This is a genomic window from Streptomyces sp. MRC013 (assembly GCF_023614235.1).
GTDB lineage: Bacteria > Actinomycetota > Actinomycetes > Streptomycetales > Streptomycetaceae > Streptomyces.
Window position 1 is genome coordinate 1,429,770 of record NZ_CP094264.1, and the last position, 15,635, is coordinate 1,445,404.

Consider the following 15,635-nt stretch of genomic DNA (forward strand, 5'->3'; position numbering starts at 1 on the left):
CACTGTGACAACTGACCTGAAGAAGGACCCGGGGGGCTCCGTCCCGCCCTCCGGCCCCGAGGCGATCAAGGCGATCCCGGTCCGCCACTACGGCCGGTACGCCAGCGCCGCCGTCGCCATAGCCGCCTTCGTCGCGATCGTCTACGCGTTCGCGCAGGGCAAGATCAACTGGGACGCGATCCCCGACTACTTCTTCGACGACCGGATCGTCGAGGGCGTCGGCCAGACGCTGCTCCTGACCGTCCTGTCGATGACCATCGGCATCGTCGGCGGCATCCTGCTCGCCGTCATGCGGCTGTCGAAGAACCCGGTCACCTCGTCCATCGCCTGGTTCTACATCTGGTTCTTCCGGGGCACCCCGGTCCTGGTCCAGCTGTTCGTCTGGTTCAACCTGGGCCTGGTCTTCGAGTACATCAACCTCGGCCCGGTCTACAAGGACGAGTGGTCCGACTTCATGACGCCGTTCCTCACGGCGCTCCTGGGCCTGGGTCTCAACGAGGCCGCGTACATGGCCGAGATCTGCCGGGCGGGCCTCCTCGCGGTCGACGAGGGCCAGACCGAGGCCGCCCACGCGCTGGGCATGAGCCACGGCAAGACCCTGCGCCGCATCGTGGTCCCGCAGGCCATGCGCGTCATCGTGCCCCCCACGGGCAACGAGGTCATCAACATGCTGAAGACGACCTCGCTGGTGGCGGCGGTGCAGTACTACGAACTCCTGCGCAACGCGCAGGACATCGGGCAGGCGTCCGGCGCCCCGGTGGAGATGCTGTTCCTGGCGGCCACCTGGTACCTGATCATGACGTCGATCCTCAGTGTCGGGCAGTACTACCTGGAGCGGTACTACGCGCGCGGAAGCTCCCGCTCGCTTCCGGCCACCCCGTGGCAGAAGGTGAAGACGCACCTGCTGTCGTTCTCCAGCCGGCAGGGAGGCACGGCATGACCGCGACCGCCATGGTGAAGGCCGAGGGCGTCCACAAGTCCTACGGCACCGCGCACATCCTCAAGGGCATCGACCTGGAGGTGGCGCCGGGCGAGGTGTTCTGCCTCATCGGCCCCTCCGGTTCCGGCAAGTCGACGTTCCTGCGCTGCATCAACCACCTCGAGAAGATCAACGCCGGCCGGCTGTACGTCGACGGCGAGCTGGTCGGCTACCGCCAGAAGGGCGACAAGCTGTACGAGCTCGGGGACAGCGAGGTCGCGCTGAAGCGGCGGGACATCGGCATGGTGTTCCAGCGCTTCAACCTCTTCCCGCACATGACGGCCGTGGAGAACGTCATGGAGGCCCCGGTCCAGGTCAGGCGGGAGTCCAAGGCGGTGGCCCGGGAGCGGGCGCTGAAACTGCTGGACCGGGTCGGCCTCGGCGACCGCGCCGGGCACTACCCGTCCCAGCTCTCCGGCGGCCAGCAGCAGCGGGTGGCGATCGCCCGCGCCCTGGCGATGGAGCCGAAGCTGATGCTCTTCGACGAGCCCACGTCGGCGCTCGACCCGGAGCTCGTGGGCGACGTGCTGGACGTCATGCGGGACCTGGCCGAGTCGGGCATGACGATGGTCGTGGTCACCCACGAGATGGGCTTCGCGCGCGAGGTCGGCGACTCGCTGGTGTTCATGGACGGCGGCGTGGTGGTCGAGTCGGGCACCCCGCGGGACGTCCTGACGAACCCGCAGCACGACCGGACGAAGGCGTTCCTGTCGAAGGTGCTCTGACCGGCCCGGCGGGCCGCGCGGCGGAGGGGCGGTACGGGTGCCCGGCACCCCTACCGCCCCTCCTCCGCGTGCCTCGCGGGGGCGTGCGCGGCGCCGGGGAACCGGGGGCGCGGCCCCTTCGCGGTACCGCATGTGGCGCGTGTGGCGTTGAGCGTGCGGGGGCACGATCGGACACGATGCTCCGGGTAACAGCCGAAAGCTCTCCTCGTCCCTTACCCTTGAATCGTCGGACCCAAAACCGCCCCGGTGAGGACTTCTCGTGGAACTGGCCTCCTACTCGGACTACGCCGTACGTCTGGTGAACACCGAGGAACCGGCGCGCGGCAGGGACGCCCTCACCTCCGTCGAGGCGGTGCGGGACCTGTTCGACGGGATGACCCAGATGTCCCGCCGGCTGACCGACACGGACGTGAACCGGTTCCGGGCGGTGCGCGCGCGGCTGCGGGCGGTCTTCACCGCGGCCGACGAGGGCGACCGGTCCCGGGCGGTGGACCTGCTGAACTCGCTGCTGCTGGAGTTCCCGGTCAGCCCGCAGATCTCCGGCCACGACCTGCTCGACGACAAGGGCCACCCCCGTTGGCACATGCACCTGGCCGAGCACCCGTCGAACGCGACCGCCGGGTACGCCGCCGTCGCCGCCATGGGCCTGGCCTTCCACCTCACGGAGTTCGGCGCCGACCGGCTGGGCCTGTGCCAGGCGGTCCCGTGCCGCAACGCGTACCTGGACACCTCCACCAACCGCTCCCGCCGCTACTGCTCCGACCGCTGCGCCACCCGCGCGAACGTGGCCGCCTACCGGGCCCGCAAGCGCCTGGAGACCGAGCGCGCGGGCACCGGCCGCACGGCCGAGAGGAGCCACGCCAGCACGACGCCGACGGACCGCTGACGCCCGGGCCGGACGCCCCGGTACCGCGCCCGCACGCGGCCCAGCACCAGCTCGTCGGGGACCGCTCCGAAGGCCCTGCTGTCCACCGCCTCGGCGGCCCGGTTGTCCCCCAGCACCCACCAGCCGCCCTCGCGCCGCTCCGCCAGCCGCTTGACGATCAGCAGGTCCTGCTGGAGCGGGTGGCGCAGCACGGCCACCGCGCCGGGGCGCAGCGGCGCGCCGTAGTGCACCAGCAGCCGGTCGCCGTGGTGCAGCGCGGGCACCATGGAGGGCCCCGTCACCTCCGCGATCCCGAAGGGCAGCAAGGGCTCGCGCCCCCGTTCCGTCATCAGCGTCCACCGCCTGCCGGGGTTCCCGTGCGTCGTTCCTCCACCAGTCCCACGATCTTCCCGGACTTTCGTCCTAAGCCCCAGGGGGCACTCGCGAAAACCGCTCCCCCACCGAGTAATGTCCCACCTGAGAAGACGATCACGAGGAAGGACAGCTGCATGCTCTCCCGCCTGTTTGCCCCGAAGGTCAGGGTCAGCGCCCACTGCGACCTGCCCTGCGGTGTCTACGACCCCGCCCAGGCCCGTATCGAGGCCGAGTCGGTCAAGGCCGTCCAGGAGAAGATGGCCGCCAACGACGACCCGCACTTCCAGGCCCGCGCCACGGTGATCAAGGAGCAGCGCGCCGAGCTCGCGAAGCACCACGTCTCCGTGCTGTGGAGCGACTACTTCAAGGCCCCGCACTTCGAGAAGTACCCGGAGCTGCACCAGCTGGTCAACGACACCCTGAAGGCCCTGTCGGCCGCCAAGGCGTCGACGGACCCGAAGACCGGCGAGAAGGCCCTGGAGCTCATCGCCGAGATCGACCGCATCTTCTGGGAGACCAAGAAGGCCTGATCTTCGATCACCCCTGCGACCCGCGGCTTCCCCGGTCGCAGCGTCTCCGGGTCCGCACCCGGTCCGCGGTCCGCCGAACACGGCGCCTCCGACGGCCCGGGTGCGGTCCTCTTCTCCCGGCCGGTGCCCCGGCGGAGCGCGGTCCGAAGTCCGCTCGGGGCCGTTCGGGCGGGACGCGCGCGGACGGGGCGTGCAGGAGGTCGCGCGCGTCGAAGGCCGCGCCGGCGGAGGCGACGCCGACCGCCCCGGTCCGCCCCGTGAGGACGCGGTGGACCGCTTCCGCCGCGAGCGGGGCGCTGACGGCGCGGACCTCCCGGCCGCTCGCCACGGCGCGCCGTTCCGCGCCGCCGGAGCGCACGGCGGCGCCGACGGGGAAGGCCCGCGCGGACCGCCCGGGAAGCCCCTCCCCCGGCCACGCCCCGAACGGCGAGAGCCCTCGCCCACCGGCCTCCCGGTTCCGCCACCGCCCCGGTCCCGCCGCAGCCGCCCCCGCCCGGGACACCGGCCGCGGGGCCGGGTGGGGCGGGGGCGGCGCGGAGGCTCCGCGGACCGGCTGCTTGCAGCCAGCGAGGCGAAAAGGCCACCGGCCCGACGATCGACTCGCCTATCGTCGCCCACGGACGCACCCGCGCCCCGCCTCCGCGCACCGCAGGGCGGAGGCGCCCCTCCTTCCACTGCGCCGAGGTCCCTCCGTGCCCCTGCACTACCAAGCCTGCACCTTCCGCTACCCGCGCGGTTCACGACCGGTCCTCGACCGGCTCGACCTGCGGTTCTCACCGGGGCACACCGTCCTGCTGGGTCCCAACGGCGCGGGTAAGAGCACCCTGCTGTCCCTGGGCGCGAGCGCCACCGCGCCCCGCTCCGGGTCCGTCCGGTACGGGCGGCTCGACCCGGCCGACCGAAAACACGTACGGGCCTACCGGCGCAAGGTGTCGTGGCTGCCGCAGCGTCCCGGCTTCCTGCCGGGGATGACGTGCAGGGAGCACGTGGCGTACGTGGGCTGGCTCAAGGGCATGCGAGAGCGCGACGCCTGGCGGGCGGCGTCGCGGGCGATCGAGCGGGGGGAGCTCGCCGACAAGCTCACCGACAAGATCAGGACGTTGTCCGGTGGACAGCGGCAGCGGATCGCCATCGCCCAGGCCCTCGTCCACGACGCCGAACTGCTGCTGCTCGACGAACCCACCGTGGGGCTGGACCCGCACCAGCGCCGCCGCTTCCTCGATCTGCTGATCTCGCTCCGCGGCACCGTCCACGTGATCGTCTCCACCCACGACATCGGCGACCTCGACGAGGCGTTCGACGAGGTCGTCGTCCTGGAGGCGGGCCGGTCGAGGTTCCGGGGGACGGTCGACGAGTTCGCCGCACGCGCCCGGCCCGGCTGTGCTCCGGGCCGGCGCCTGGAGAGCGCGTACGCGTCGCTGCTGGAGGCGGCCGAGTGATCACCTGGGCCACCCTCCGCTCGTCGGCCGCACCCTGGCTGCTGCCGCCCGCCTTCTTCTACCTCGCCCTGTACATCGACGACGCCGCCCACACCGTGCCGTCGGGGTACGGGGTCGAGTCCGGCGAGCTGGCCGCGTACGGCGTGGTGGTCATCGCGCCGGTGCTGGCCGGGGCCGCCGCGTGGGAGTCGGGCCGCCACCGCCTCATGGGCGCCGTGCGGAACACCGGCGCCCGGCGCCCGGTCCGACGACTTCTCCGGGCCGCCGCACCCGCGCTGCTCCTGCACCTCCTCCTCGTCACGGGCGTGCTCGTCATGGCCCGCGGGGCCGTGGGCGTGTGGCCCGGCGGTTCCGGGTGGCTCGCCGCGGCGCACCTGGTGGTGCTGCCCCTGGGCTGGCTGGTGATCGGGTGGAGCCTGGGGGAAGTCCTCCCCAGGAGCGTCGCGGCGCCCGTCGCCGGCATCGGCTGCTGGACCTGGCTGGCCGTACCGCACGCGACCGGCAACGCCTGGGTGCGTCACCTCGGCGGCTTCATCGACGGGACGTCGTCCGTCACCGACGTCCGCGAGCCGGCCGTGTACGCCGTGCCGTGGCTCGTCGTGGCCTGCCTCGCCCTCGCCTGCCGGCTCCCGGTCCGGCCGCGCCGGCGTGCCTGGGCCGTGGCCGTCGGCGGTTTGGTGGCGGTGGGCGCCCTCGCCGCCGGGCGCCTCCTGGTCGCCGACTGGGGCCACCACCGCCCGACGAGTCCCCGCAGCGTCGCCCCGTCCTGTACGGGCGAGGCCCCGCGGGTGTGCGTGCCGCCGGAGTACGAGCCGTACGCCGAGCGGTTGCGCCGGGACGCCCTGGCCCCGCTCGGCCGCCTCCGGGCCGCCGGCGTGGCCGCGCCCCGGGAACTGCGGATCACCTCCGCCGGCGCCCGGCTCGAACCGGGTACGTGGCCGCTGTACTGGAGCCTCCCCGCACGTCGTTCCCCCGGTGCCGACGACCAGTACGCGGCGAACCTGGCCCAGTCCGCGGTGGCCGGGACGGCCGTACTGGCGGGATCGGCCGACTGCCGGCAGCCGGGCTCCCTCGCGACGGCCTGGGCCGCCCTGGTGATCGGGGTGGACGAGCGGGCCGTCCGGCAGGGGATGCCCGCGGCGGACTGGGCTGCGCTCCGCGACGTCCGCCGGCTCCCCGCCGGGGAGCAGAGCCGCTGGTTCCACGCGACCGCCGGAAGCGGAGAGGGCTGCGGGCCCGCTACCCCGTGAAGCACTACACGATCGCCGTGCGCCGATGGTGGACGGTTCCCGCCGCACTCGCCCTGCTGGTCCTCGTCTGCGTGGCCGTGGGGGCCGCCGACATCCCCGTGCCGAGCCTGAACGGCGGTATGGGCAGTACCCAACTCGCCTACTTCACGCCGGTGCTGGTCGTGGTCGCCGTCATGTACTGCCTGGAGCGGCGGCTGTGGGAGGCGGAGAGCACCGCGGCGGTCCCCGTCCACCTCCTCGACCTGGGAGCGCTCGTCCTCACCGTGGTGCTCGCGCACGCGGCGGGGCTGGTGGTGGGCCTGGACGTCGCCCGCAACACCACGCTGCTCCTCGCCCTCGCCCTCCTCGTACGCCGCCTCGCCAACGAGGCGGCGGCGGCCGCCGCCGGGCTGCTGTTCCTGATCCTCAACGTCATGCTCGGGCGTGTCCACGACCCGACGGGGCACGCCGTCCACACCTGGTGGGCCCTCACCCTCCACCCGGCGGGGAGCGTGGCCGCCTGGCTCGTCGCCGCGGTCCTGTTCGCCCTCGCGCTGAAGGCGACCGGAGCGGGGCGCCGGTGACCGGGACGCCGCGCCCGCAGCGGCGGGGCCGGCGGGCGCCGCGGCGTCCCGGGGCCCGCCGCCCACCGCCGTCCTCCCGACCGCGGAGCCCGGACGCCGCCGTCGCCGCGTGCGGCCGGGGCACCGGCCCAAAGCCCGCGTCCCCTACGCGCGGAGGCGCCCCGCGTGGCACCGTGCGGGGCGCCTCCGCGTCGCGGCGGGAGGCGCGGCGTGCGCGGTCACGCCGCCTGGATCAGGTCGCGGGCGAAGCGCGTGCCGGGCGGGAGCTGCCGCAGGATGCGGCCGAGGGCCTGGTCGAAGTCGCCGCCGGTCACCCCCGACTCGTACGCCGCTCCGCCGCAGTGCAGGGTGAGTTGCAGGTCCGTCCGCTCGGGCGATCCGTCGGGGAGCGCCTCGCCCAGTGTCAACAGGCAGCTCAGTGTGGCCTGCTGGGCCGTTCCGTCGGTCAGCACGGGCAGCGGCAGGTCCCATTCGAGTACGCAGCCCGTCAGCGGCAGCCCGCCGCTCTCCCCGGCCGCGCGCAGGTCGGCGAAGCCGCCGCCCGAGTAACGCACCCCCTGACACGGGTGCTGACGTTCCGTCCGTCCGACGTGATGAGGATGGCTTCCGCTCCCCGGCGGTCCCGGTACCAGCCGGTCCAGACGTCGGTCGACTCCGATGACTCCGATGACATGGCGCGGACTGTAGCGGTACATCCGTCCCCGGCGTGACCCCGGACACCCCCGGCGCCCGACTTCAGGTGATCTCGGCGCTGTCGCCCCGGTCGTCCTCCGGCCGTTCCGCGGCCTCGTGCGGCGCCCTCCCGAAGAGGTCGCACCGCGGGTTGTGGCACGGTCGGGGCCGCCAGGTGGGGACCCACGCGCCGAGCACCTTGCTCCGGTGTATGGCCTTACCGACAGGCTGTCCGCAGGAGGGGCACACCGGCTCGGCGGCCGGCGCCTCCCGCGGGCGGCGGACGGTACGGCGTCCTTCGCTGCCCATGCCTCCAGGGTATTGCGGTTCAGCGGTTCCGGCCGTACCGGCGGACGACGACGCCGTTGCCGAAGCTCCGGACGTCGTGCAGGACGAAGTCGGCGAGGGCGAAGCGGACGCCGCCGAACATCGGCATCCCCGAGCCGTAGAGCTGCGGGTACGTCTTGACCACCAGCTCGTCGACCTCGTCCATCAGCTCACCGGCGACGCCGGCGCCGCCGCACAGCCAGATGCCGAGCGGCCCCTCCCGCGCCTTCAGGGCACGGACGCGGGCGGCCAGGTCGTCCGCGACGATCTCCACGTCGGGGTGGGGGGAGGCCCCCATGGTGCGGGAGGCGACGATCTGCCGGAGGTGGCCGTACGGACTGGGCATGCCGGCGTCCAGGCCGAGCCGGTAGCTGCCGCGCCCCTGGATGACGGTGTCGAAGTGCCGGTTGGGGGCGTCGGCGATACCGAGCGCCCGGCGCCCCTCGGTGTTGACGGTCTCGGGGTACTCGGTGGCGAGATAGCCGAGGTACTCCTCGTCCAGGAAGCGGAACATGGAGGAGGCGTCGCCCTCCGGGTCGCCGATGAAGCCGTCGATCGAGCAGGCGACGAGGTACGTCAGGGTGCGCAAACCGTGGTCCTTCGCGTTCTCGGGGGTTCGATGGGGCGGCGTGGCCCACAACCACTACAGTCATAGTGCTACGCCTGTAGTGGTTGCAGCAAGGACGATTTTCGGACACCCGCCCCGCCGGGGCGGAGAGGGAGGAAGGCCCATGGCCGGCAATCCGGCGCGCAGGTTCGCGCTGCTCGACGCCGCCATCGACGTACTGGCCCGCGAGGGGGCCCGGGGGTTGACGTTCCGGGCGGTGGACGCGCGGGCCGGCGTCCCGGCCGGCACGGCGTCCAACTACTTCTCCAGCCGGGACGACCTGCTCACCCAGGTGGGGTCCCGCATCCACGTCCGCATGACCCCGCCGCCCGAGCGGATCGAGGCGGCGATGCGCCCCGAGCCCGACCGCCGGCTGGTCGCCGGACTGATGAAGTGGCTGGTCCAACGCATGACGGAGGAGCGCGCCGGCTACCTGGCGATGCTGGAGCTGCGGCTGGAGGCCACCCGCCGCCCGGCGCTCCGGGCCGAGCTGAGCAGGGCCGTGCGCGAGGAGCTCGACCGCAGCACCCGCTTCCACCTGGACTCGGGGCTGCCCGGCGACGCCGGCACCGTCCTCACCCTCTACCTCGCCATGACCGGCCTGCTGCTGGAGCACCTCACCCTGCCCGGCGTGCTCCCCCGGCGGAGCTGGACCGGACGGTCGACGCCCTCGTCGAACGCATCGTGCCGGAGGCCCGCACGGACCGGGACCGGTAGCCGGAGGCCCGCACGGACCGGGACCGCGGCCCCGCCGCGCACGGCGGCCGGGGAGGCGCTCCTCCGCCCCGTCCGGAGCGGACCGCCCCCCCGCCCGAGGCCGAACCCGGCCCGCCCAGGACCGGGCCCCGCCCGAGCCGGACCGCGGGCGCGCACAATGGGCGGGTGATCCCACGCGACCCCGCCGCCCCGGAGCCGCGGCTCGCCGCCTTGGAGCCGCGGCCGCCCTCGCCGCTGCGGCCGGTCGACGACGACCGGTTCGCCCGGCGCGGACTGCGGCTGCTGCTCAAGCGCGACGACCTGATCCACCCGGACCTGGTGGGCAACAAGTGGCGGAAGCTGGCCCCCACCCTGGCCGCGGCGGCCGGGCGGCCGGTGCTGACCTTCGGCGGGGCGTACTCCAACCACCTGCGGGCCACCGCGGCGGCCGGACGGCTGCTGGGCTTCCCGACCGTCGGCGTGGTCCGCGGCGACGAGCTGGCCGGGCGGCCGCTGAACCGGTCGCTGGAGCGGTGCGCGGCGGACGGGATGCGCCTGGTCTTCGTCGACCGGGCGACGTACCGCGCGAAGGGCGACCCGGAGGTGGTGGCGCGGCTGCTGGAGGACGCGCCGGAGGGCACGGTGGTCGTCCCGGAGGGCGGCAGCGGCGCGGCGGCGGTGCGCGGCTGCGCGGAGCTGGGCCGGGAGCTGCGGGGCCGGGCGGACGTGGTGGCGGTGGCGTGCGGCACGGGCGGGACCCTGGCCGGGCTGGCGGCGGGCCTGGCGCCGGGGCAGCGGGCGCTGGGCGTGCCGGTCCTGAGGGGCGGATTCCTGGGCGCGGAGGTGCGGGCGCTGCAGACGGCGGCGTTCGGCGGCCCGGCCGGCGAATGGAGCCTGGACGACCGCTTCCACTTCGGCGGGTACGGGCGGACGGGCCCCGTGCTGGAGGCGTTCGCGGAGGATTTCGCGGCGCGCCACGGGGTGGCGGTGGAGCGGCTGTACGTCGCCAAGATGCTGTACGCGCTGGTGGCGCTGGCCGAGGAGGGCGCCTTCGCGCCGGGTACGACGGTCGCCGCGGTGGTGACCGGGCGGCCGGATCCGGACGGGGGGCGGCACGCCTGAGCCGCGGGCGGTTCGACCGCCCGGGAGCTGGGTACGTCAACCCTCCGCCGGATCCTCGGGATTGGCCGCCGCAACCCCCTACCCACCGTACGTGCCCATGTGTCTACCATGAGTCACACCCATCGGTCCGGGGTCCCCGGCGACACGGCGGCGCGGATCGCGGTAGCGTCACAGGGACCACGCGTTTCGCGTACCGCACGGCTCCGGGGGATCTCGCTCCCCCGGCCCCCGAACGAGTTTGTGCCACCTTGGAGGTGAGGGTGTCCCAGATCGCAGGCGAGCCCGGGACCCAGGACTTCGTGGAAGTCCGGCTGCCCGCTGCGGGTGCCTACCTGTCCGTGCTGCGTACGGCCACGGCCGGTTTGGCGGCGCGTTTGGACTTCACCCTCGACGAGATCGAGGACCTGCGCATCGCGGTCGACGAGGCGTGCGCGATCCTGCTCCAGCAGGCCGTGGCCGGGTCGGTCCTCAGCTGCGTGTTCCGGCTGATCGACGACTCGCTGGAGGTCACGGTGTCGGCGCCCACCACCGACGGTCGCGCCCCCGAGCGGGACACGTTCGCCTGGACGGTGCTGTCCGCCCTGGCGGGCAAGGTGGACTCCTCGGTCGCCGACGACCGCACGGTCTCGATCAGCCTGTACAAACAGCGCGGCGCGGGACCCGGGCCGGCGTGATGGACGGGGACGGTCCGGTGCGGGACGAGGAGCGCGGCCCACGGGCGGTGGACGCGGCGGAGGGCATCGCGGGCATCCCGGAACAGCAGGCGCGGCCGCACCCGGTGGACGGTCCGGCGGAGGCGCCGGAGCGGACGCGGACGGGTGAGAGCGGGCAGCGGGGCAGGAACCAGCGGCACGACCCGCAGGACCGGAGCGGCGCGCGGGCGATGTTCGTCGAGCTGCGCGGCCTGCCGGACGGTTCGCCGGAGCGGGCCGAGCTGCGCAACCGGCTGGTGCGGATGCACCTGCCGCTCGTCGAGCACCTCGCACGCCGGTTCCGGAACCGGGGCGAGCCGCTGGACGACCTGACGCAGGTCGCGACGATCGGGCTGATCAAGTCCGTGGACCGGTTCGACCCGGAGCGGGGCGTCGAGTTCTCGACGTACGCGACGCCGACGGTCGTGGGCGAGATCAAGCGGCACTTCCGCGACAAGGGCTGGGCGGTCCGGGTCCCGCGGCGGCTCCAGGAGCTGCGGCTGTCGCTGACGACGGCGACGGCGGAGCTGTCGCAGCTGCACGGACGGTCACCGACCGTGCACGAACTGGCGGAGAGGCTGGCGATCTCCGAGGAGGAGGTCCTGGAGGGCCTGGAGTCCGCGAACGCCTACTCGACGCTCTCGCTGGACGTGCCCGACACGGACGACGAGTCGCCGGCCGTCGCGGACACGCTGGGCGCGGAGGACGAGGCCCTGGAGGGCGTCGAGTACCGGGAGTCGCTGAAGCCGTTGCTGGAGGGCCTGCCGCCCAGGGAGAAGCGGATCCTGCTGCTGCGGTTCTTCGGCAACATGACGCAGTCGCAGATCGCGCAGGAGGTGGGCATCTCCCAGATGCACGTCTCCCGGCTGCTGGCCCGCACGCTGGCCCAGCTCCGGGAGAGGCTCCTGGTGGAGGAGTGACCCGGCCCGCCGGCGGTCCGGCGGCCCGTCAGGGGGTGCGGCCGGTGATGCCCAGCGCCCGGGTGGTCGCGGGGTGGACCAGGAGCACCAGCGCCGCCACCGCCGCCACCGCCAGCGCGATCCCCGCCGGGACCGCCGCGCCCGCGCCCGTCAGGAGCGTGTACGCCACCGGCAGCGCCATGATCTGCGTGATGACCGCCGGCCCCCGGCTCCAGCTGCGGCACAGCAGCAGGCCCCGCGCCGCCAGCAGCGGGATGAGGCCGAGCGCGACGAGGGTCGCGCCGCCGGTGAGGGCCTGGGTGAAGCCGTCGGGGGTGCCGACCAGGGCGTTCACGAGGACGTAGACGCCCCCGGCGACGAGGGCGAGCGCCTCCAGCCCGGTCACCGCCGCGGCGGCCGTCACACGGGCGGGGCGCGGCGCTGGGGCGGGGCTGCGTTCGTTGCTGCTCACCCCAGCAGGGTAGCCGCCCCCTCCCGGCCCGCCTGGGCGCGGTACCGCACGGTGGGTAACCTGGCGGGCATGCGCGCACTCCTCGTGGTCAACCCGGCAGCCACCACCACGAGCGCCCGCACCCGCGACGTGTTGATCCACGCCCTCGCCAGCGAGGTGAAGCTGGACGCCGTGACGACGGAGTACCGGGGCCACGCCCGGGACCTGGCCCGGCGGGCCGCCGACGCCGGCGACGTCGACCTGGTCGTCGCGCTCGGCGGGGACGGCACCGTCAACGAGGTCGTCGACGGCCTGCTGCACCGCGGCCCCGACCCGGACCGGCTGCCGCGGCTGGCGGTGGTGCCCGGCGGGTCCACGAACGTGTTCGCCCGCGCACTGGGCCTGCCGAACGACGCGGTCGAGGCGACCGGCGCGATCCTCGACGCCCTGCGCGAGCGGCGGAGCCGGACGATCGGGCTGGGCCTGGCGGCCGGCACCCCCGGGACGGAGGACGAGGGCGTGCCGGCCCGCTGGTTCACCTTCTGCGCGGGCCTCGGTTTCGACGCGGGGGTGATCGGCCGCGTCGAGCAGCAGCGCGAGCGCGGCAAGCGGTCGACGCACGCGCTCTACCTGCGTCAGGTCGTGCGCCAGCTGCTGGCGGACCCGCACCGGCGGCACGGCACGATCACCCTGGAGCGACCGGGCCTCGACCCGGTCGAGGGACTGGTGCTGTCGATAGTCTGCAACACCTCTCCCTGGACCTTCCTGGGGAACAAACCGGTGTACGCGTCGCCGGAGGCGTCCTTCGACAAGGCGCTCGACGTGCTGGGGCTGAGCCGCCTGTCGGGTCCCGCCGTCGCCCGGTACGGGACGCAGCTGCTGACGTCCACCCCGGAGCGCGGTCCCCAGGGCAGACACGCGATCTCCCTGCACGACCAGATCGACTTCACCTTGCATTCCAAGGTCCCGCTGCCGTTTCAGATGGACGGAGACCACCTGGGACTCCGTACGAGCGTGACGTTCACAGGCGTTCGCCGTGCACTGGGTGTGATTGTGTGAGCAGAAGGGCTGTTGACCCTTTATCTCGAACGTATGGACCGGGATCCACCCCATAGAAGTACGGCTGTGACCTAGCCGACACCGAGGAATCAAAAAAAACTTTCTGGAAGGGGTTGTATCCGTCGTCGAGGTTTGCGAGTCTCTTCCTGGCGATCGGGACGGCCCGCAGAACCGGCCTCCACTGAGAGCCAGAACCCCTCCTCGAATCCAGGACCACACCAGTCCGTCTGGCAGTCGGCCCTTCACTTGCGGGGGGATTCGTGAAAGCGTTCACATTCACAAGCAACTTGCATGCAACACCAAGGAGAGGTAGCAGCCATGGACTGGCGTCACAACGCCGTTTGTCGTGAGGAAGACCCCGAGCTGTTCTTCCCCATCGGCAACACCGGTCCTGCGCTGCTGCAGATCGAGGAAGCCAAGGCCGTCTGCCGTCGCTGCCCCGTGATGGAGCAGTGCCTGCAGTGGGCGCTCGAGTCCGGCCAGGACTCCGGTGTCTGGGGCGGCCTCAGCGAGGACGAGCGTCGTGCGATGAAGCGCCGCGCCGCCCGTAACCGGGCGCGGAACGCCAGCGCCTGAGCACCGTCATCGCGCCTCCCGAGTAGCAGCGCGCAGCAGTAACCCACAGCGTTCGAGCCCCGGACCGCACGGATGCGGTCCGGGGCTCGCTGTCGTCCGCACCCCCTCCGGCCGGCCGGAGGGGGCTACTTCTGCGCGCGGACCGGGACGTCCAGCACCACCCGCGTCCCCCGGCCGGGGGCCGGGCGCATGGTGAACCGGCCGCCCAACTCCCCCTCCACCAGGGTCCGTACGATCTGCAGCCCCAGGTTGCCCGCGCGCTGCGGGTCGAAGCCCTCCGGCAGCCCCCGGCCGTCGTCCCGGACGGTGATCAGCAGCCGACCGTCGCCGCGGACCGCCGTGACCTCGACCGTGCCCTGCTCGGCCGGGGCGAAGGCGTGCTCCAGGGCGTTCTGCAGGACCTCGGTGAGCACCATGGACAGGGGGGGTGGCGACCTCCGCGTCGAGGATGCCGAAACGTCCGTTGCGCCGGCAGGCGACCTTTCCCGGTGAGATCTCCGCCACCATCGAGATGACCCGGTCCGCGATGTCGTCGAATTCGACGCGCTCGTCCAGGTTCTGCGACAGGGTCTCGTGGACGATGGCGATCGAGCCGACCCGGCGCACCGCCTCGTCCAGCGCCTCCCGGCCCCGGTCGGAGTCCATCCGGCGGGCCTGGAGGCGCAGCAGCGCGGCGACCGTCTGGAGGTTGTTCTTCACCCGGTGGTGGATCTCCCGGATGGTGGCGTCCTTGGTGATCAGCTCGCGCTCCCGGCGGCGCAGTTCCGTCACGTCGCGGAGGAGGACGAGCGAGCCGATGCGGGTGCCCTTCGGCTTGAGGGGGATCGCGCGGAGCTGGATGACGCCGCCGTTGCCCTCGACCTCCGTCTCGCGCGGGGCGTAGCCGCTGGCCAGTTTGACGAGCGCCTCGTCGACCGGGCCGCGGGAGGGCGCCAGTTCGGCGGTGATCTGACCGAGGTGCTGGCCGACCAGGTCGGCGGCGAGGCCGAGGCGGTGGTAGGCGGAGAGCGCGTTCGGCGAGGCGTACTGGACGACGCCCTCGGCGTCGAGCCGGATCAGGCCGTCGCCGGCGCGCGGCGAGGCGTCCATGTCGACCTGCTGCTCGGGGAAGGGGAAGGCCCCGGCTGCGATCATCTGGGCCAGGTCGGAGGCGGACTGGAGGTAGGTCAGCTCCAGCCGGGAGGGCGTGCGGACCGTGAGCAGGTTGGTGTTGCGGGCGATCACGCCGAGGACGCGGCCCTCCCGCCGCACCGGGATCGACTCGACCCGTACGGGGACCTCCTCACGCCACTCCGGGTCGCCCTCGCGCACGATGCGGCCCTCGTCGAGGGCGGCGTCGAGCAGCGGGCGGCGGCCCCGGGGGATGAGGCGGCCCACCATGTCGTCCTGGTAGGAGGTGGGTCCGGTGTTGGGGCGCATCTGCGCGACGGAGACGTAGCGGGCGCCGTCGCGGGTGGGGACCCACAGCACGAGGTCGGCGAAGGACAGGTCGGAGAGCAGCTGCCACTCCGAGACCAGCAGGTGGAGCCACTCGAGGTCGGACTCCCCGAGGGCGGTGTGCTGGCGTACGAGGTCGTTCATGGAGGGCACGTCTGCGAGCGTACTCGCGCGGTCGAACCTGGTGCTTTGCCGGTCCGTGGGGGAGGATGGAGCGGCAGCCCCTCCTCCGTCGCCGGGCGTGCGGACCGGTCCGACGAGGACGGGTGAAGACCTCCGCCCTCCCCGCACGGGGGGCGGACCGAGGCTCCGGCGCTCCCCGCCCCGGCCGCGCCGAGCCTCACCCGCGGCCGCGGGACCGCACACCCCGG

The 15,635-nt window shown here is 73.5% G+C and carries 16 protein-coding genes and 3 pseudogenes; 13 read left to right on the plus strand and 6 right to left on the minus strand.

Annotation, left to right across the window (positions count from 1 at the left end):
- Positions 1-4 precede the first annotated feature (4 nt).
- From LUW75_RS06250 to LUW75_RS06260, 3 genes are all read left to right on the plus strand, one after another.
- A complete protein-coding gene (locus tag LUW75_RS06250; RefSeq protein WP_250334733.1) occupies positions 5-940 on the plus strand; it encodes an amino acid ABC transporter permease in 936 nt (311 codons plus the stop codon).
- Positions 937-1,704 carry an amino acid ABC transporter ATP-binding protein gene (locus LUW75_RS06255; RefSeq protein ID WP_284453805.1) on the plus strand — a complete coding sequence of 256 codons (768 nt, stop codon included), beginning with the start codon at positions 937-939 and terminating at the stop codon, positions 1,702-1,704. The genes LUW75_RS06250 and LUW75_RS06255 overlap by 4 nt, the downstream gene beginning before the upstream one ends.
- A gap of 259 nt (positions 1,705-1,963) precedes the next feature.
- Positions 1,964-2,590 carry a CGNR zinc finger domain-containing protein gene (locus LUW75_RS06260; protein WP_250334734.1) on the plus strand — a complete coding sequence of 209 codons (627 nt, stop codon included), beginning with the start codon at positions 1,964-1,966 and terminating at the stop codon, positions 2,588-2,590.
- On the opposite strand, the gene sodX is transcribed toward LUW75_RS06260, so the two are convergent.
- A complete protein-coding gene (sodX, locus tag LUW75_RS06265) occupies positions 2,497-2,919 on the minus strand; it encodes a nickel-type superoxide dismutase maturation protease (RefSeq protein WP_250334735.1) in 423 nt (140 codons plus the stop codon). The two genes, LUW75_RS06260 and sodX, sit on opposite strands and share 94 nt — an antisense overlap.
- A 159-nt stretch (positions 2,920-3,078) precedes the next feature.
- Between sodX and sodN the strand changes: the two genes are divergently transcribed.
- The 4 genes from sodN to LUW75_RS06290 all read left to right on the plus strand — a co-directional run bounded on the left by sodN (position 3,079) and on the right by LUW75_RS06290 (position 6,726).
- Positions 3,079-3,474, plus strand: a complete 396-nt coding sequence (gene sodN / locus LUW75_RS06270) for a superoxide dismutase, Ni (protein WP_250334736.1) — start codon at positions 3,079-3,081, stop codon at positions 3,472-3,474.
- A 692-nt stretch (positions 3,475-4,166) separates the two neighbouring features.
- Positions 4,167-4,913, plus strand: coding sequence for an ABC transporter ATP-binding protein (locus tag LUW75_RS06280; protein WP_250334737.1), 747 nt, complete (start codon positions 4,167-4,169; stop codon positions 4,911-4,913).
- Positions 4,910-6,163, plus strand: a complete 1,254-nt coding sequence (locus LUW75_RS06285; RefSeq protein WP_250334738.1) for a DUF7224 domain-containing protein — start codon at positions 4,910-4,912, stop codon at positions 6,161-6,163. Before LUW75_RS06280 ends, LUW75_RS06285 begins: the two co-directional genes overlap by 4 nt.
- Entirely contained in the window at positions 6,160-6,726 is a 567-nt protein-coding gene (locus LUW75_RS06290; RefSeq protein WP_250334739.1) for a hypothetical protein, read from the plus strand. Before LUW75_RS06285 ends, LUW75_RS06290 begins: the two co-directional genes overlap by 4 nt.
- A 218-nt stretch (positions 6,727-6,944) precedes the next feature.
- Here the strand turns inward: LUW75_RS06290 and LUW75_RS06295 are convergent.
- The 3 genes and pseudogenes from LUW75_RS06295 to LUW75_RS06305 all read right to left on the minus strand — a co-directional run bounded on the left by LUW75_RS06295 (position 6,945) and on the right by LUW75_RS06305 (position 8,314).
- Positions 6,945-7,399: pseudogene (locus LUW75_RS06295) on the minus strand (DUF6304 family protein).
- Between the two features lie 62 nt (positions 7,400-7,461).
- Positions 7,462-7,707 carry a hypothetical protein gene (locus LUW75_RS06300; protein ID WP_250334740.1) on the minus strand — a complete coding sequence of 82 codons (246 nt, stop codon included), beginning with the start codon at positions 7,705-7,707 and terminating at the stop codon, positions 7,462-7,464.
- 19 nt (positions 7,708-7,726) lie between these two features.
- Positions 7,727-8,314, minus strand: coding sequence for a dihydrofolate reductase family protein (locus LUW75_RS06305; RefSeq protein ID WP_250334741.1), 588 nt, complete (start codon positions 8,312-8,314; stop codon positions 7,727-7,729).
- 142 nt (positions 8,315-8,456) lie between these two features.
- Between LUW75_RS06305 and LUW75_RS06310 the strand changes: the two are divergent.
- The 4 genes and pseudogenes from LUW75_RS06310 to LUW75_RS06325 all read left to right on the plus strand — a co-directional run bounded on the left by LUW75_RS06310 (position 8,457) and on the right by LUW75_RS06325 (position 11,762).
- Positions 8,457-9,049, plus strand: a pseudogene (locus LUW75_RS06310) (TetR/AcrR family transcriptional regulator).
- 165 nt (positions 9,050-9,214) lie between these two features.
- Entirely contained in the window at positions 9,215-10,150 is a 936-nt protein-coding gene (locus LUW75_RS06315) for a 1-aminocyclopropane-1-carboxylate deaminase/D-cysteine desulfhydrase (protein WP_250334742.1), read from the plus strand.
- Between the two features lie 260 nt (positions 10,151-10,410).
- The gene (locus LUW75_RS06320) at positions 10,411-10,824 is read left to right on the plus strand and encodes an ATP-binding protein (protein WP_028963827.1); all 414 of its coding nucleotides are present in this window, start codon (positions 10,411-10,413) and stop codon (positions 10,822-10,824) included.
- The gene (locus LUW75_RS06325; protein ID WP_462933697.1) at positions 10,824-11,762 is read left to right on the plus strand and encodes an RNA polymerase sigma factor SigF; all 939 of its coding nucleotides are present in this window, start codon (positions 10,824-10,826) and stop codon (positions 11,760-11,762) included. The genes LUW75_RS06320 and LUW75_RS06325 overlap by 1 nt, the downstream gene beginning before the upstream one ends.
- A gap of 28 nt (positions 11,763-11,790) precedes the next feature.
- Here the strand turns inward: LUW75_RS06325 and LUW75_RS06330 are convergent, their stop codons facing one another.
- The gene (locus tag LUW75_RS06330) at positions 11,791-12,213 is read right to left on the minus strand and encodes a hypothetical protein (protein WP_250334744.1); all 423 of its coding nucleotides are present in this window, start codon (positions 12,211-12,213) and stop codon (positions 11,791-11,793) included.
- 69 nt (positions 12,214-12,282) lie between these two features.
- On the opposite strand from LUW75_RS06330, the gene LUW75_RS06335 reads away from it, so the two are divergent.
- Positions 12,283-13,251, plus strand: coding sequence for a diacylglycerol/lipid kinase family protein (locus LUW75_RS06335; protein ID WP_250334745.1), 969 nt, complete (start codon positions 12,283-12,285; stop codon positions 13,249-13,251).
- Positions 13,252-13,569: 318 nt separating this feature from the next.
- Positions 13,570-13,827: a WhiB family transcriptional regulator gene (locus tag LUW75_RS06340; RefSeq protein WP_003953983.1), complete on the plus strand. Its 258-nt coding sequence runs from the start codon at positions 13,570-13,572 to the stop codon at positions 13,825-13,827.
- Positions 13,828-13,952: 125 nt separating this feature from the next.
- Here LUW75_RS06340 and LUW75_RS06345 read toward each other — a convergent pair.
- A pseudogene (locus tag LUW75_RS06345) lies at positions 13,953-15,408 on the minus strand (sensor histidine kinase).
- Positions 15,409-15,635 lie beyond the last annotated feature (227 nt).

Coding starts and splice junctions, on each gene's coding strand:
- LUW75_RS06255 (WP_284453805.1), top strand. CDS start 937: ATGACCGCGACCGCCATGGTGAAGGCCGAGGGCGTCCACAAGTCCTAC.
- sodX (WP_250334735.1), bottom strand. CDS start 2,919: ATGACGGAACGGGGGCGCGAGCCCTTGCTGCCCTTCGGGATCGCGGAG.
- sodN (WP_250334736.1), top strand. CDS start 3,079: ATGCTCTCCCGCCTGTTTGCCCCGAAGGTCAGGGTCAGCGCCCACTGC.
- LUW75_RS06300 (WP_250334740.1), bottom strand. CDS start 7,707: ATGGGCAGCGAAGGACGCCGTACCGTCCGCCGCCCGCGGGAGGCGCCG.
- LUW75_RS06325 (WP_462933697.1), top strand. CDS start 10,824: ATGGACGGGGACGGTCCGGTGCGGGACGAGGAGCGCGGCCCACGGGCG.
- LUW75_RS06335 (WP_250334745.1), top strand. CDS start 12,283: ATGCGCGCACTCCTCGTGGTCAACCCGGCAGCCACCACCACGAGCGCC.
- LUW75_RS06340 (WP_003953983.1), top strand. CDS start 13,570: ATGGACTGGCGTCACAACGCCGTTTGTCGTGAGGAAGACCCCGAGCTG.